Raw genomic sequence first — 15,201 nt, forward strand, 5'->3', positions numbered from 1 at the left:
CCTATGCTAGTTGTACGCGCCATTAAAGCGAATGACCTGGACGGACTGTTCAACCTGGCCAGCCAGGTCGGCACCGGCATGACCACGCTCAAGCCGGACATGAAGATGATGGGCGACCGCGTCGCAGTGGCGGTGGCTTCCTTCGCCGAAACCATCCCGCCGGAAGAACGCGACTACATGTTCGTGATGGAAGACACCGATACCGGCCGCCTGGCCGGCGTGTGCGCCATCAAGGGCGCGGTCGGCCTGACCGAGCCTTTCTACAACTACCGAATCGGCACCCTGGTGCACTCCAGCCGCGAGCTGAATGTGTTCACCCGCATGGACACGCTGTACCTGTCGAACGACCTGACCGGCTGCTCCGAATTGTGCTCGCTGTTCCTGCACCCGGACTACCGCCAGGGCAATAACGGCAAGCTGCTGTCGAAGAGCCGCTTCCTGTTCATCGCCCAGTTCCCGCACCTGTTCGAGCAGAAGATCATCGCCGAAATGCGCGGCTACCAGGCGGAGGACGGCAGCTCTCCGTTCTACGAAGGCCTGGGCCGCTACTTCTTCAAGATGGATTTCCACCACGTCGACGACCTGACCGCGCTGGGCAAGAAGTCCTTCATCGCCGAACTGATGCCGCGCCAGCCGCTGTACGTCGACTACCTGCCGAAAGACGCGCAGGAAGCGATCGGCAAGGTGCACCAGGCCACCGCGCCAGCGCGCCGCCTGCTGGAGCAGGAAGGCCTGCACTACGAGGGCTACGTCGACATCTTCGACGCCGGCCCCGTGCTGCAGGCGCGCGTGAGCGAGCTGCGCGCCATGCGCGACAGCGAACTGGCCACCGTGGAGCGCGATACCGATACGGCGCACGCCTGCGCGCTGCACACCACCGAACCATACCTGGTGTCGAACACGGTCATGCAGGACTTCCGCATGATCCTGACCGACGCCAATCCATCCGACGGCAGCATTGACCTGTCGAAGGAAGAACAAGCGCTGCTGCACTGCCACCCGGGCGAAACCGTGCGCACCCTGTCTCTCAACGTGAGGAAGAACCAGAATGTCTGAACTGAGCAATTTCATCAACGGCCAATGGAAATCCGGCCACGGCGAGACCATCAAGACCACCAACCCGGCCACCGGCAAGCATCTCTACGCGTCGCAGGAATCGACCGCTGACGACGTAGCCGAAGCTGCGCAGGCCGCGCGCGCTGCTTTCGAAGCCTGGGCCTACCGCCCGCTGGAAGAGCGCATCGCCATCGTCACCAGGTTCCGCGACCTACTGAAGGAAAACGCGGAAGACCTGGCGCAAACCATTTCCGAGGAAGTCGGCAAGCCGCTGTGGGAAGCGCGCACCGAAGTGACCACCATGGCGAACAAGGTGGACATCTCGATCACCTCCTACGGCAACCGTACCGGTGAAAGCCGCAACAAGGTTGCCGACGGCGAAGCGGTATTGCGCCATCGCCCGCACGGCGTGTTCGGCGTGTTCGGTCCTTACAACTTCCCTGGCCACCTGCCGAACGGCCATATCGTGCCGGCGCTGATCGCCGGTAACACCGTGGTGTTCAAGCCGAGCGAATACGCGCCACGCACCGCCATCAAGACCGTGGCCCTGTGGGAAAAGGCAGGCGTGCCGGCAGGCGTGATCAACCTGGTCAACGGCGGCCGCGAAACCGGCATTGCGCTGGGCCAGAATCAGGAAATCGACGGCGTGCTGTTCACCGGCTCCAGCCAGACCGGCGCAGCGCTGCACAAGCAGTTCGGCGGCCAGCCAGGCAAGCTGCTGGCGCTGGAAATGGGCGGCAATAACCCGCTGATCGTGTGGAATCCGACCGATATCGATGCTGCCGTGTTCATGGCGATTTCGTCTTCCTTCATCTCTGCCGGCCAGCGCTGCACCTGCGCGCGCCGAGTGATCGTGCAGAAGGGCGAGCAGGGCGACGCCTTCGTCAAGCGTTTCGTGGAAGTGGCCTCGAAGCTTGGCGTAGGCGCACCGGCTGCCGAACCGGCTCCGTTCATGGGCCCCGTGGTTTCCGCTGCCGTGGCGGAAAAGCTGGTGCAGGCGCAGGCCGATATGGTTGCGAAAGGCGGCAAGATGCTGCTGGAAATGCGCCAGCTGGAACCGGGTACCGGCTTCGTCTCCGCCGGCATCGTGGATACCACCGACGCCAAGGGCATTCCTGACGAAGAATGGTTCGGCCCACTGGCCCAGATCATCCGCGTCGACGACTTCGACGCAGCGATCCGCGCCGCCAACAACACCGGCTACGGCCTGGCAGCGGCCTTGCTGTCGACCGACGAGTCGCTGTGGCAGAAATTCCAGCTGCGCGCCCGCGCAGGCATCGTCAACTGGAACCGCCCGACCACCGGCGCGGCCAGTTCCGCACCGTTCGGCGGCGTCGGCAAGTCCGGCAACCATCGTCCAAGCGCATACTATGCGGCGGACTACTGCGCCTACCCGGTCGCTTCGATCGAAAACGGCGCCCTTGAAATGCCTGCCAAGCTGTCGCCTGGCATGAACTTCTGAGGATGACCATGCGCCCTGCACGCGAATACAACTTTGATGGACTGGTTGGGCCGTCGCACAACTATGCCGGCCTGTCGTTCGGTAACGTCGCCTCCTTCAACAACGTCAAGAGCGCTTCCAATCCGAAGCAGGCCGCCCTGCAGGGCCTGGCCAAGATGCGCGAACTCGCCAGGCGCGGCTTCGCGCAGGCGCTGCTGCCGCCGCAGGACCGCCCGAACTTCCGCCTGCTGCGCAGCCTGGGCTACACCGGCTCCGACGCGGACGTGATTACCAAGGTTTACAACGATTCGCCGGTGATCCTGGCTTGCGCGTATTCGGCTTCTCCGATGTGGACTGCCAATGCCGCCACCGTCAGCCCGTCGGCTGATACGTCGGATGGCCGCGTGCACTTCACCGCTGCAAACCTGAACAACAAACTGCACCGCGCTTTCGAACATGTGCAGTCGGCGCGCGCCCTGCGCGCCATCTTCAAGGACCCGCGCTTCTTCGCGGTGCACGATGCGCTGCCAGGCACGCCGGCATTTGGCGATGAAGGTGCGGCCAACCATACCCGCCTGTGCGACCAGCACGGCAATCCTGCCGTGGAACTGTTTGTATACGGCCGCGTCGAGTTCGATCCTTCCGCTCCGGCGCCGAAGAAATTCCCGGCCCGTCATACGCTGGAAGCTTCGCAAGCCGTGGCGCGCCTGCATGGCCTGGACCCTGCGCGCTGCGTCTTCGTGCAGCAGAATCCGGACGTGATCGACCAGGGCGTGTTCCACAACGACGTGATCGCGGTAGGCAACGGTAATGTGCTGTTCTATCACGAGCAGGCGTTTGCCGATGAACAGGCGGCGCTGGCTGCGATCCGCTCCGCCATGAAGGGCGTGGGCGCGGAGCTGGTGGCGATCCGTGTGCCGACCGCGCAAGTATCGGTGGCGGATGCTGTTTCGTCCTACTTGTTCAACACGCAGCTGCTGTCCAAGCCGGACGGCAAGATGGCGCTGGTGACGCCGCATGAGTGCCAGGAGATTCCGGCCGTTGCAGCTTTCCTCGAGAAGCTGGTGGCTTCCGGCGGCCCGGTGAATGAGCTGATTCATTTCGACCTGCGCCAGTCGATGCGTAACGGCGGCGGGCCGGCTTGCCTGCGCCTGCGCGTGGCGCTGACGGATGAAGAAGCGGCGGCCATGCACCAGGGTGTGGTGATGACCGAAACGCTGTACCATAGCCTGGTCGCGTGGGTGGAGAAACACTACCGCGACCATCTGGAACCGAAAGATTTGGCAGATCCGCAATTGGCTGTTGAAGTGCATACCGCATTGAAAGAGCTGGAACAGATCCTTGGCCTACCAGGCCTGTACGATCTGTAAAACCCGGTAAACCTGGGTACGGCCCAAGGGTCGGACCCAGGTTTACCGGGTTTAAAGAAACAAAGATACCCACAACGTATTTGGAGAAGCAGATGAAACAAATGCCACAAGAGTTGCGCAAGCAAACGCTCGAACTGGTCAAAACCAGCGGCCCGATCGCGCAACTGATCGAAGCCTGGCTCGGCTCCCTGGACGATGAAGACCTGGCCGACCTGTCCCCCGGCAGCCTGGCCCCGGTCCTTGTGGAAGGTTTCACCCAACTGGCCAAGCGCACCGGATCCGGCTGCCAGATCGCCAAGCTCCAATATGAAGAAGCGCGCGGCGGCCACGCCACCGCCTTGCTGATCGTCAACGACGACATGCCCTACCTGGTTGACTCCATCGTGATCGCCATGCGCAAGCTGCGCGTCGGCTCCAACGGCGTGCTGAACGCCGTGCTGCCGGTCCGCCGCAGCGCCGATGGTTCGGTGGAGGCAGTCGGCCAGAAAGGCGACAAACTCGAATCCATGGTCCTTTGCCTGTTGTCCGAAAAACTGGAAGACGGCGCGCTGAAGGAACTGACCGACCGCATTGAAATGGTGGCGCGCGACGCCGCTGTTGTGAAGCGCGACCAGGCCGCAATGAAGGACCGTTTCACCGCCGTCGCCACCGAATCCGCCGCCCACGGCGAAGAAGGCGAGGAGGTGGCAGCCTTCCTGCAGTGGGCCCGCGACGAAGGCTTTGAAGTGCACGGCTACGCCTACTATCAGGTGAAGCCGGGCGCACGCGAACTGGAACGCGACATCCCAAGCCGAGTCGGCGTATTGCAGGACACCGCGCACCCGATCTACGGCACCTGCCTGGCCAACATCCCTGGCGACTTCGACACCCTGTCCAAGCGTGCCCACACCCTGTCGATCGTCAAGGCCGACGTGGGCGGCACGCTGCACCGCGACCAGTCGCTGGACTTCATCGGCGTGCGCCACACCGACGGCAAGGGCGCCATCCTGGGCGAACACTGCTTCGTCGGCCTGTTCACCCGCGCCGCTAACCTGACCCCGCTGGCCCGCCTGCCGTTTGCGCGCGGCCGCATCGCGCAAGTGCTGAAGATTGCCGGCGTGCGCGAAACCGGCTTCCGCGCCGAGAAATTCATCGAGATCCTGGAATCGCTGCCGCGCACCGAAGCGCTGGAAGCGGAACCGGAATGGCTGGCCGAAGTGTGCGGCGCCGTGGTGTCGCTGTACAAGCAGCCGCGCGCCAAGGTGTTCGCCCGCCGCGACGTCTATGCGCGCCACCTGAACGTGCTGGTCTACCTGCCGCGCGAACGCTACTCGGCATCCGTGGCGCACGCGCTGGCGCGCGCCCTGCAGGACAGCTCCGGCGCCACCCACGTCAGCTCGCAGACCCTGGTGTCGGACGGCCCGCTGGCCCGCCTCTACCTGATCGCCCACGCTGCGCGCTATCCACTGGACCTGGAAAGCGATATCCAGCGTCCGTTGCTGACGGTGCTGGACGGCTGGCATGACCGCTTCTCCGAACTGGCCGACAAGGTAGGCGAAGAGCCGCTGCGCAACAGCCTGCGCAAGCTGTGCTCCACGCTGCCGGTCGACTACGTCGCTGCGACCCCTCCAAACGTCGCTTTCCACGACCTGGACAAGATCCTGCGCAATGGCATGGGCGAGCGCGTTGCCGTGCGCGTCGAACTGCCGTCCGAAGGCAATCCATCGACCACGATCCGCCTGTACTCGGTTGACCGCGTGCCTGCGCTGTCCTCGATCCTGCCTGCTTTGCATAATGCCGGCGTGGCCATCGAGCGCGAATCCGCACACACGATCCGTACCAACGACGGCAAGAAGCACTACGTGACCAGCCTGGCCGTCGATGCGCAAAGCGCGCTGGAATTGTCGCGCCCTGGCGTGGTGGAAGTGGCGGAAGAACTGTTCAACGCCCTGTTCAACAACGAAGCCGAAGACGGCCGCCTGAATGGCCTGGTCGTCGAAGGCGGCCTGCGCCTGCGTGAAGTGCAGCTGGTGCGCGCGTACATGAGCTACTGGCGCCAGGCTGGCACCCAGTTCTCCGTGCGTTATATCGCGGAAACCCTGCGCCGCCAGCCGGCCCTGGTGAAGGAACTGGTCGATGCCTGGAAAGAGCGTTTCGATCCAGCCCTGCCGGAAGCTACCCGCACCGCAGCGAAAGACAAGCTGCTGGCCATCAAAGGACGCCTGCCATCGATCAACCACGCCGACACCGAAGTGATCGTGGCTGCCATGATCGACCTGATGCTGGCCACCCTGCGCACCAACTACTTCCAGAACGGCGGCCAGGGCGACAAGATCATCTTCAAGTTCGACACCAGCAACCTGCACCTGGTGCCGGAACCGCGGCCATTCCGCGAAATCTATGTATTCTCGCGCCGCTTCGAAGGCGTGCACCTGCGCGGCGGCCCTGTGGCGCGCGGCGGCCTGCGCTGGTCCGACCGTATGGAAGACTACCGCACCGAGGTGCTGGGCCTGGTGAAGGCGCAGATGGTGAAGAACGCCGTGATCGTGCCAGCGGGTGCGAAGGGCGGTTTCGTCTGCAAGCAGATGCCGAAAGACGCGCCGCGCGACGTCGTGGCGGCGGAAGGCGAAGCAGTCTACCGCCTGTTCATCGCCAGCCTGCTGGAAATGACCGACAACCGCGTGCTGGGCAAGATCGTTCCGCCTGAAGACACCGTCCGCTACGACAACGACGACCCGTACCTGGTGGTGGCTGCGGACAAGGGCACCGCAACCTTCTCCGACATCGCCAACAGCATTGCCGTGAAGCGCGGCTTCTGGCTGGGTGACGCTTTCGCATCGGGCGGCTCCAACGGCTATGACCACAAAAAAATGGGCATTACCGCCAAGGGCGCGTTCGAAGCGGTCAAGCGCCACTTCTACGAGATGGGCCACGACATCAACAACCACCCGTTCACCGTGGTGGGCGTGGGCGATATGTCGGGCGACGTGTTCGGCAACGGCGTGCTGCTGTCGCACCAGATCAAGCTGCTGGCGGCCTTCGATCACCGCCATATCTTCCTGGATCCGAATCCCGATACCGCGAAATCCTTCGCCGAACGCCAGCGCATGTTCGCGCTGCCGCGCTCCTCGTGGGACGACTACAACAAGGACCTGATCTCGAAGGGCGGCGGCGTGTTCCCGCGTACCGCACGTTCCATCGAGCTGTCGCCGGAAATCCGCGCCGCACTGGATATCGAAGAAACCTTGCTGACGCCGGAAGAACTGATGCACCGCATCCTGCTGGCGCCTGTGGACCTGTTCTATAACGGCGGTATCGGTACCTACATCAAATCCTCGACCGAAACCCACGCGCAGGTGAAAGACCGCGCCAACGACAATATTCGCGTCAGCGGCAATGAGCTGCGCTGCAAGGTCGTGGCGGAAGGCGGCAACCTGGGGGCGACCCAGGCCGGCCGTATCGAATTCGCCCTGGCCGGCGGCCGCATCTTCACCGATGCGATCGACAACTCCGCCGGGGTGGATTGCTCCGACCACGAAGTGAACTGCAAGATGTGGCTGGACGTGGAAGTCAACGCCGGCCAGACCACCGAGGCAGCGCGTAACCAGCTGCTGAACGACATGACCATGGAAGTGGAACGCCTGGTCCTGCGCGACAACATCCAGCAAACCCGTTTGCTGGTGCGCGAATTCCAGGCCCAGTCCGAGGCGCATGTGCAGGACGGTTACGCCGACCTGATCGCCGACCTGGAAGAAGAGGGCGCGCTGTCGCGCGAACTGGAGCACCTGCCAAGCGTGGCCGAACTGGCGCGCCGCAAGGCCGATGGCCGCGGCCTGACGACGCCGGAACTGGCGGTGGTGATCGCCAACGTGAAGAACCGCTACAAGCGCCTGCTGTCGGCCATGCCGCTGACGGACGAAAGCTGGGCGGAGAAGGTGCTGCGTCCTTACTTCCCTGAGCAACTGGTGGCGACCCGCCCACCGCTGCATCATCCGCTGTCCAACGCGATCCTGGCGACCGTGCTGGCGAATGAGGTGGTGAACCGTTGCGGTCCGCTGATGATCCGCGACCTGGCTGATGCCAACAACGTCAGCGAGCAGGATGTCATCCTGGCTTGGGGCCAGGCCTGGTCCGCGCTCGACCTGGCGCCGATCTTCGACACCCTGGACGCCGATGCGCTGAACGTGCCGCGCAACGTCGCGATGCGCGTCGATGCGCGTACCCGGGCCATGCTGAAGTCGGTGATGGAAGGCGTGCTGGCTGTGCCGAAAGACCAGCTGCGCGGCGCCGGCATCGCCGAGCTGACCAGGCTTTTCGCCGATCCTGCTACCGTGCGCAAGATGGCTGCCGATGTGCAGTCGGAAGCGGCAACCCACAGCGGCCTGCGTGCGGAATTCGTGCAGGCCTGGAATGCGGTCGACGCGCTGGAAGGCGTGGCGGCATTCGTGTTCGCGGCGCTGGCGGTCAAGCGTCCTGCGGGCATGGATCTGCCGGGCTTCCTGGCGGTGGGCATGGCGCTGCGTTCGGCGGCTGGCATCGATACGCTGGAACGCGGGCTCAAGCTTCCTGCAACGTCGAAGTCGCAGGAGCACCTGCGCAGCTACGCACAGCAGGCTTTGCGCCGTACGCAGCAGAAATTGCTGTCGCAGGTGCTGGCACGCGCTACCAACGGCCACGATGCAGTTGAGGCGGTCGAGCTGGTGACCTGCACGCTGGGCTTGTCGGGCTATGCGGCGTCGGCGGACCTGGAGCAGGCGATGCTCGACGTGTGGGCGTTGTCGGAGGCGGTGAACGCCGTTGGCCTGGCGGCCTGACCCGGTAAACCAGGGTCTGACCCAAGGGTCAGACCCATCCACCGCCCCCTGTGCTGACTGGGTCAGACCCTAGGGCCTGACCCAGGTTTACCGGGTTTGGCGGAGCAAAAAGTAACAGCAACAAGCATGGCAGACAATCACACCCTTCCCCCCGCAGTCCGCGCCCTCGCTGAAGCCGATTTCAGCGCGGTAGCAAACCGCTTCGCGCAAGCCGGCTTCAGCGTAAGCCAGCCCGCCGACGGCATCCTCACAATCCGCAGCAAGCAAGCCGGCAAGCCTGCAGTCCTGGTCTCCGTCGGCGTCCACGGCGACGAAACCGGCCCAATCGAACTGGTCGCCTACCTGCTCGACGCCCTCGCGCAAGAGCCGCACAAACTGGCCGTCGACCTCATGCTCTGCGTCGGCAACATTGGCGCCATCCGCCAGGCCAAGCGCTTCATCGACGCAGACCTGAACCGCATGTTCCGCGCCGAACGGGGTACGCTGGCCGGCACCGCCGAAGCTGCGCGCGCCGACGTGATGATCGCCGCCACCAGCGAATTCTTTGCCCACGCCGGCAAGGAACGCTGGCACCTTGACCTGCACACAGCCATCCGCCCAAGCGTCTACCCAACCTTCGCCATCGTCCCCGACCTGATCGCAGACGAGGCAAAGCAGCAGCTGATCGGGTGGCTGGGCGAGGCAGCCATCGGCGCCATCATCATGAACCCTGCCTCGGCGGGCACCTACAGCTATTACAGCGCAGAGCACCACGCCGCCGCCGGCACCACGATTGAACTGGGCCGCATCGGCACGCTGGGCCAGAACGACTTGTCGCAGTTCGAGGAAGCCAAGGTCGCCCTGAACCGCCTGCTGCGCGGCCTGCCGCCGGCAAAAGCCGCGAAGGAGGCGCACGTCTTCAAGGTGGCCCGGAACATCATCAAGTTGAGCGACAACTTCAAGATGGCCTTCGGCAAAGAGACCCAGAATTTCACGGCGCTGAAAAAGGGCGAAGAAATCGCCCGCGACGGCGATACCGTCTACACCGTGCAGCACGACGAAGAGCTGGTGGTCTTCCCCAACCCCGACGTACGTATCGGCCTGCGGGCCGGCATGATGGTCACGCGCGTGAAATAGCGGATTGCGCTACACTGGCCGGTACACCCACCGGAAAGGAGTAGCGCATGTCACTGTCCATGTACAAAGTCTCCGCGCCTGTTTTCGTGCGCGGACTGAAAGTGATGGCTAACTTGCTGCGCAAGGCCGAAGCCTTTGCCGAAGAAAGCGGCAAAGTGCCTGAGACCTTGCTGTCGGCGCGCCTGGTCGACGACATGCTGCCGCTGACAGCGCAGGTGCAGCGCGCCAGCGATACCAGCAAGCTTTCCATCGAACGCCTGAGCGGCGTCGCCGCACCGAAATTCCCCGACAACGAAGCCAGTTTCGCGCAGCTGCAAGAGCGCATCGCGAACACGATCGCCTATATCGAGAGTGTGGGGGAGGAGCATTTCGCGAACAGCGAAACGCGCGAGGTGGCACTGAGTTTCGGCAGCTTCAAGCCAACCTTCACCGGCGAGAGCTATCTGCTGACTTTCGCGCTGCCGAATTTCTACTTCCACGTCGTGACACTGCACGACATCCTGCGGAACCAGGGAGTCAAGATCGGCAAGATCGACTTCCTGGGACCGTATGAAGCTTAAGCGCTGACGCGCATGGCGCAGGTCACCGCAATCGCCATCAGGAGGACGCCTACGGAAAATGCCTTCGTTGGATTGAAGCGGGATGAAACGGTAGGGACTTTCTTGTACATGGCTGGCTCCTTCTCAATGACGGTAGTGCATGATTCGCAGGTTAGCAATGCCTGCCGCGCCAAGCTAGCCGTAAGCCTGTATCAATAGTAAGTACTTGTAACGCTATGAGCCACTTATTCTCTCCTTACGCACTCGGTTCGCTGGAACTGGCGAATCGCATCGCCATCGCGCCCATGTGCCAGTACTCCGCCAACGACGGCCTGGCCACCGACTGGCACATGATTCATTACGGCCACCTGGCGCTATCAGGCGCAGGCATCCTGATCCTCGAAGCGACTGCAATTTCGCCCGAAGGACGCATTTCGGCTGCTGACCTGGGACTGTGGTCGGACAAGCACCAGCAGGCTTTGGCGCCTGTCGTGCAGGCGATCCGCCGCTACTCTCCGATCAAGCTTGCCGTACAGCTGGCGCATGCCGGCCGAAAGGCTTCCAGCGCGCCGCCTTTTGAAGGCGGACAAGCCGTACCCCCTGAAAAAGGCGGCTGGCAGACCGTCGCCCCGTCAGCGCTTCCGCATGGGCCAGCCGACCCGGTTCCGACCGCACTGGACGATGCGGGCCTGGCCAAGGTCAAGCAGGATTTCGTGGATGCGGCCTTGCGCGTGCACGCCCTGGGCATGGAGGCAATCGAGCTGCATGGCGCACACGGCTACCTGCTGCACCAATTCCTGTCGCCGTTGGCCAACCAGCGCAACGACCAATACGGCGGCACGCTGGAGAACCGCATGCGCTTCCCGCTCGAAGTATTCGACGCCGTGCGTGCCGCCGTTCCACCCGGGATGGCGGTGGGCATGCGCGTTTCCGCTTCCGACTGGGTAAAAGGCGGCTGGGACATCGAGCAAAGCGTGGCGCTGGCGCAGCAGCTCAAGCAGCGCGGCGCCCACTTTATCCACGTTTCCAGCGGCGGTGTTTCGCCCCTTCAGCAAATCCCTCTCGGTCCCGGATACCAGGTCCATTTTGCGCAGCGCATCAAGGCGGAAACGGGCATGCCAACCATTGGCGTGGGCCTGATCACGGAACCGTTGCACGCCGAGGCCATCATCGCCAACGGCCAGGCCGACATGGTCGGGCTGGCGCGTGCCATGCTGTACAACCCGCGCTGGCCATGGCACGCGGCCGCCGCCCTGGGGGCGCAGGTTGCTGCACCGCCGCAGTACTGGCGCTCGCAGCCGCGCGAGCTGAAAAACCTGTTCGGCGATACGCGCCTTGGCCAACGCTAACGTGGGGCGCCTGCCACGGTTGCCATTCCTGCATCAAAATCCTTTAGGTACAGGCTCTGCGAGGTCTTATAATCGTGGGGTTTTTTTGCCCTGAAGGATATGCCTGTGAATCAATCGCTGGTCCAGAAGCTGACCCGTATCAAGCCGGCCCCGGTGGAAACGGATGCCGGCACAAGCCTGCACGGGGAGGGCCTGAGCCGCTCCATCGGCCTGTTTTCCCTGACGATGATCGGTGTCGGCGCCACGATCGGCACGGGTATCTTCTTCACCATGGTGGAAGCGGTGCCGAAAGCCGGCCCCTCAGTGGTGCTGTCCTTCCTGCTGGCGGCCCTGACCGCCGGCCTGACCGCGTTGTGCTACGCCGAGCTGTCCTTCCGCGTTCCTGCCGCCGGTTCCGCTTATTCCTTCGCCTATCGCACGCTGGGCGAATTCATGGCCTTCATCGTCGCTTTCTGCCTGCTACTGGAATATGGGCTGGCGGCCAGTGCGACAGCGATCGGCTGGTCTGATTACCTGAACAACTTCCTGATCAATGCCTTCCACTGGCAGATTCCGGAATACATGCGCAGCCCGATGGTCGTCTCGACGCCGGAAGGCACGGTGTGGAACACCAGCCACTTCAACCTGCCGCCCATGATCCTGGTGGCGCTGTGCTGCTTCCTGCTGGTGCGCGGCGCCAAGGAATCGGCTACCGCCAACGCCATCATGGTGATGATCAAGCTGGCGATCCTGATCTTTTTCTCCGCCGTTGCGTTCACCGGCTTTAATACCGCGAACTTCACGCCATTCCTGAAAATCACCCCGGGCGAACTGCTGCCGGGCGCCAGCGGTATTGCCGCCGCTGCGGGTACCGTGTTTTTCTCCTTCATCGGCCTGGATACCATTGCCACCGCCGGCGAAGAGGTGCGCAATCCCAAGCGCAACGTCCCGGTCGGCATCATTGCCGCACTGGTGGTGGTGACCGTGTTCTACATGCTGGTGGCCATGGCCGCCATGGGCGCCCAGCCGGCGAGCAAGTTCGAAGGCCAGGCCGCCGGCCTGGCAGTCATCCTGCAGAACGTGACCGGCAAGGCATGGCCTGCGCTGATCCTCTCCGCCGGCGCCGTGATTTCCGTGTTCTCCGTCACCCTCGTCACCATCTACGGGCAGACCCGTATCCTGTACGCCATCGCCAAGGATGGCCTGGTGCCGAAGGCCTTCCAGAGCGTGAACGCGAAAACGCATTCTCCGGTCGCCAATACGGTGATCGTCAGCCTGGTAGTTGGCGTTGTGGCGGGACTGGTCGACTCCACCTTCCTGTGGGATATGGTTTCGATGGGTACCCTGACCGCCTTCATCGTGGTGTCGATTGCGGTGCCGGTGCTGCGTTCGCAGGAGCGCGCTGCGGGTACCTACGTCAAGGGCGGCTTCCGCGTGCCGTTCGGGCCTTACTTCGTGCCGGGCCTGAGTATCCTGGCCTGCGGCTACCTGATGATCAACCTGTCGCACGCGACCAAGGCAATTTTCACTATCTGGATGGTCGTAGCGGTGCTAACCTATTTCATCTACGGTATCCGAAACTCGCGACTTAACAAGGTATAAACGCAATGCAGGTCAAAGCAATCGCCCAAACAGTATTCCTGGCTACGGCCATAATCTCTGGGGCGGTTGCCCAGGCTGCATCCCCAGGAGTCGCGATCCGCGATTACCGCTCAGTAGCAATCTCTCCAGCCGGCGACCGCGTCGTGTCGCTGGAATCCATCGACACCGGCAATGGCAAGCGCCCGCACGCGACCGTCGTCGTGCGCGACGCGTCGACCGGCGCCGTCGCCTCCGAATTCGATCCCTGCTCCACATGCAGTTATGACAAGCCTTCGTGGTCGCCCGACGGCAAGTCGCTGGCCTTTGTCGCCAGCGACAGCCGCGCTGGATCGGCATGGCTGTATGTCGCAGCTGGCGGGAAGACCCGTTCGCTGACCGTCCTCCAGGGCGTGGGCAGCACGGCACGCTGGTCGCCCGATGGCCGCACGCTGGCCATGCTGGCTACCGTCGGAGCCAGGAAGGAAACCGGCGCCACGGCAGCGGGCGCCCGCCAGATCGGCGAAATCGGCGCCGTGGAAGACGCACAGCGCATCGCCACCATTCCGGCTGAAGGCGGCAACCTCAAGCTGGTCTCGCCGGAAGACACCTTCGTCTACGAATACGACTGGACGCCGGACGGCAAGGGCTTCATCGCCACCAGCGCCAAGGGCAACGGCGACAACAACTGGTGGGTGGCCAAGCTGTCCCATGTCGATGCTTCCAGCGGCATGCTGCGCATCGTGGCGACTCCCGGCACGCAGGCGAACATGCCTCGCGTGTCGCCTGACGGCCGCACGGTGGCCTTTATCGGCGGCTTGATGAGCGATTTCGGCTCGGTTGGCGGCGACGTCTACACCGTGCCGCTGGCTGGCGGCGAACCGGTCAACCTGACGCCGGGCTTCAAGGGCAGCTTCAATTCGCTGGTGTGGCGCGGCAAGGGCTTGCTGGCCAATGCGCTGATGGGCGACAAGTCCAATGTGCTGTCGCTGGACCTGCAGGGCCACCGCAATGTGTTGCGCTCCGCCGCCGCCTCCACCAGCGCGGCGGAAGGGCGCATGTCCTTCAGCGCCGATGGCAGCAAGGCTGCGGCAGCACAGGAAGACTTCGAACACGCTCCTGCCGTGATGGCCGGTCCGATTGCTGCCATGCGCGCAGTCACAGACGATAACAGCAGCCTGCAGCCGCAGGTCTCCGTGCAGAACATCAGCTGGAAGAACGAAGGCTTCAATGTGCAGGGCTGGCTGATTGGCCCGCGCGCGACCCAGGCTGGAAAGAAATACCCGCTGATCGTGCAGGTGCACGGCGGGCCCGCTGCTGCGGTCTCGCCACGCTATATCTCGGCGGGCGAGCAAGGCAACCCTCAGCTGCGATTGCTGACAGAGAAGGGATATTTCGTCTTCATGCCTAATCCGCGCGGCAGCTTTGGCCAGGGCCAGGAGTTCACGCTCGCCAACCGCCGCGACTTCGGCGGCGGCGACCTGCGCGACATCATGGCCGGTATCGATGCCGTTGCCGCGGCAGCACCGGTCGACACCAACCGCATGGGGCTGATGGGCCACTCCTACGGTGGCTTCATGACCATGTGGGGCGTGACGCATACGAACCGCTTCAAGGCTGCCGTTGCCGGCGCGGGTATTGCAAACTGGATTTCGTACTATGGCCAGAACGGCATTGACCAGTGGATGATTCCTTACTTCGGCGCGTCGGCCTATGACGATCCGGCGATTTACCGCCAGCTGTCGCCGATCGAGTCGATCAAGGCCGCGCGCACGCCAACGCTGGTGTACGTCGGCGAGCGTGACGTGGAATGCCCTCCCGCGCAGTCGATGGAGTTCTGGCACGGCCTGAAGGCGGTCGGCGTGCAGTCTTCGCTGGTGATCTACGACGAGGAAGGGCACAGCATCCGCAAGCCGGAGCACCAGCAAGACCTGCGCAAGCACATCGTTGACTGGTTTGACCGCTATCTGGGCGAGTAAC

General features: G+C 63.5%; 9 protein-coding genes. All 9 read left to right on the plus strand.

Annotated elements, in window-relative coordinates; all coding sequences use genetic code 11:
* Positions 1-3 precede the first annotated feature (3 nt).
* Positions 4-1,056, plus strand: a complete 1,053-nt coding sequence (gene astA / locus GM658_RS17200) for an arginine N-succinyltransferase (protein WP_155455283.1) — start codon at positions 4-6, stop codon at positions 1,054-1,056.
* Positions 1,049-2,518: a succinylglutamate-semialdehyde dehydrogenase gene (gene astD / locus GM658_RS17205; protein ID WP_155455284.1), complete on the plus strand. Its 1,470-nt coding sequence runs from the start codon at positions 1,049-1,051 to the stop codon at positions 2,516-2,518. The genes astA and astD overlap by 8 nt, the downstream gene beginning before the upstream one ends.
* An 8-nt stretch (positions 2,519-2,526) precedes the next feature.
* On the plus strand, positions 2,527-3,867 hold the full coding sequence (astB, locus tag GM658_RS17210) for an N-succinylarginine dihydrolase (protein WP_155455285.1): 1,341 nt from the start codon (positions 2,527-2,529) through the stop codon (positions 3,865-3,867).
* Positions 3,868-3,959: 92 nt separating this feature from the next.
* Positions 3,960-8,660: an NAD-glutamate dehydrogenase domain-containing protein gene (locus tag GM658_RS17215; RefSeq protein WP_155455286.1), complete on the plus strand. Its 4,701-nt coding sequence runs from the start codon at positions 3,960-3,962 to the stop codon at positions 8,658-8,660.
* A gap of 126 nt (positions 8,661-8,786) precedes the next feature.
* A complete protein-coding gene (locus GM658_RS17220; RefSeq protein ID WP_155455287.1) occupies positions 8,787-9,776 on the plus strand; it encodes a succinylglutamate desuccinylase in 990 nt (329 codons plus the stop codon).
* A 47-nt stretch (positions 9,777-9,823) separates the two neighbouring features.
* On the plus strand, positions 9,824-10,336 hold the full coding sequence (locus GM658_RS17225; RefSeq protein WP_155455288.1) for a DUF1993 domain-containing protein: 513 nt from the start codon (positions 9,824-9,826) through the stop codon (positions 10,334-10,336).
* A gap of 215 nt (positions 10,337-10,551) precedes the next feature.
* Positions 10,552-11,664, plus strand: coding sequence for an NADH:flavin oxidoreductase/NADH oxidase (locus GM658_RS17230; protein ID WP_155455289.1), 1,113 nt, complete (start codon positions 10,552-10,554; stop codon positions 11,662-11,664).
* A 105-nt stretch (positions 11,665-11,769) separates the two neighbouring features.
* Positions 11,770-13,245 (plus strand): APC family permease, encoded by a 1,476-nt coding sequence (locus GM658_RS17235; protein ID WP_170298857.1) that lies wholly within the window; start codon positions 11,770-11,772, stop codon positions 13,243-13,245.
* Positions 13,246-13,250: 5 nt separating this feature from the next.
* Positions 13,251-15,200, plus strand: coding sequence for a S9 family peptidase (locus GM658_RS17240; protein ID WP_155455291.1), 1,950 nt, complete (start codon positions 13,251-13,253; stop codon positions 15,198-15,200).
* The last annotated feature ends 1 nt before the right edge of the window (position 15,201 follow it).

Source organism: Massilia eburnea, assembly GCF_009720745.1.
Lineage (GTDB): Bacteria > Pseudomonadota > Gammaproteobacteria > Burkholderiales > Burkholderiaceae_D > Rugamonas > Rugamonas eburnea.

What these genes read in the sequence shown, in the direction of transcription:
- astA (WP_155455283.1), top strand. Translation starts at nt 4, where the DNA reads ATGCTAGTTGTACGCGCCATTAAAGCGAATGACCTGGACGGACTGTTC.
- astD (WP_155455284.1), top strand. Translation starts at nt 1,049, where the DNA reads ATGTCTGAACTGAGCAATTTCATCAACGGCCAATGGAAATCCGGCCAC.
- astB (WP_155455285.1), top strand. Translation starts at nt 2,527, where the DNA reads ATGCGCCCTGCACGCGAATACAACTTTGATGGACTGGTTGGGCCGTCG.
- GM658_RS17215 (WP_155455286.1), top strand. Translation starts at nt 3,960, where the DNA reads ATGAAACAAATGCCACAAGAGTTGCGCAAGCAAACGCTCGAACTGGTC.
- GM658_RS17220 (WP_155455287.1), top strand. Translation starts at nt 8,787, where the DNA reads ATGGCAGACAATCACACCCTTCCCCCCGCAGTCCGCGCCCTCGCTGAA.
- GM658_RS17225 (WP_155455288.1), top strand. Translation starts at nt 9,824, where the DNA reads ATGTCACTGTCCATGTACAAAGTCTCCGCGCCTGTTTTCGTGCGCGGA.
- GM658_RS17230 (WP_155455289.1), top strand. Translation starts at nt 10,552, where the DNA reads ATGAGCCACTTATTCTCTCCTTACGCACTCGGTTCGCTGGAACTGGCG.
- GM658_RS17240 (WP_155455291.1), top strand. Translation starts at nt 13,251, where the DNA reads ATGCAGGTCAAAGCAATCGCCCAAACAGTATTCCTGGCTACGGCCATA.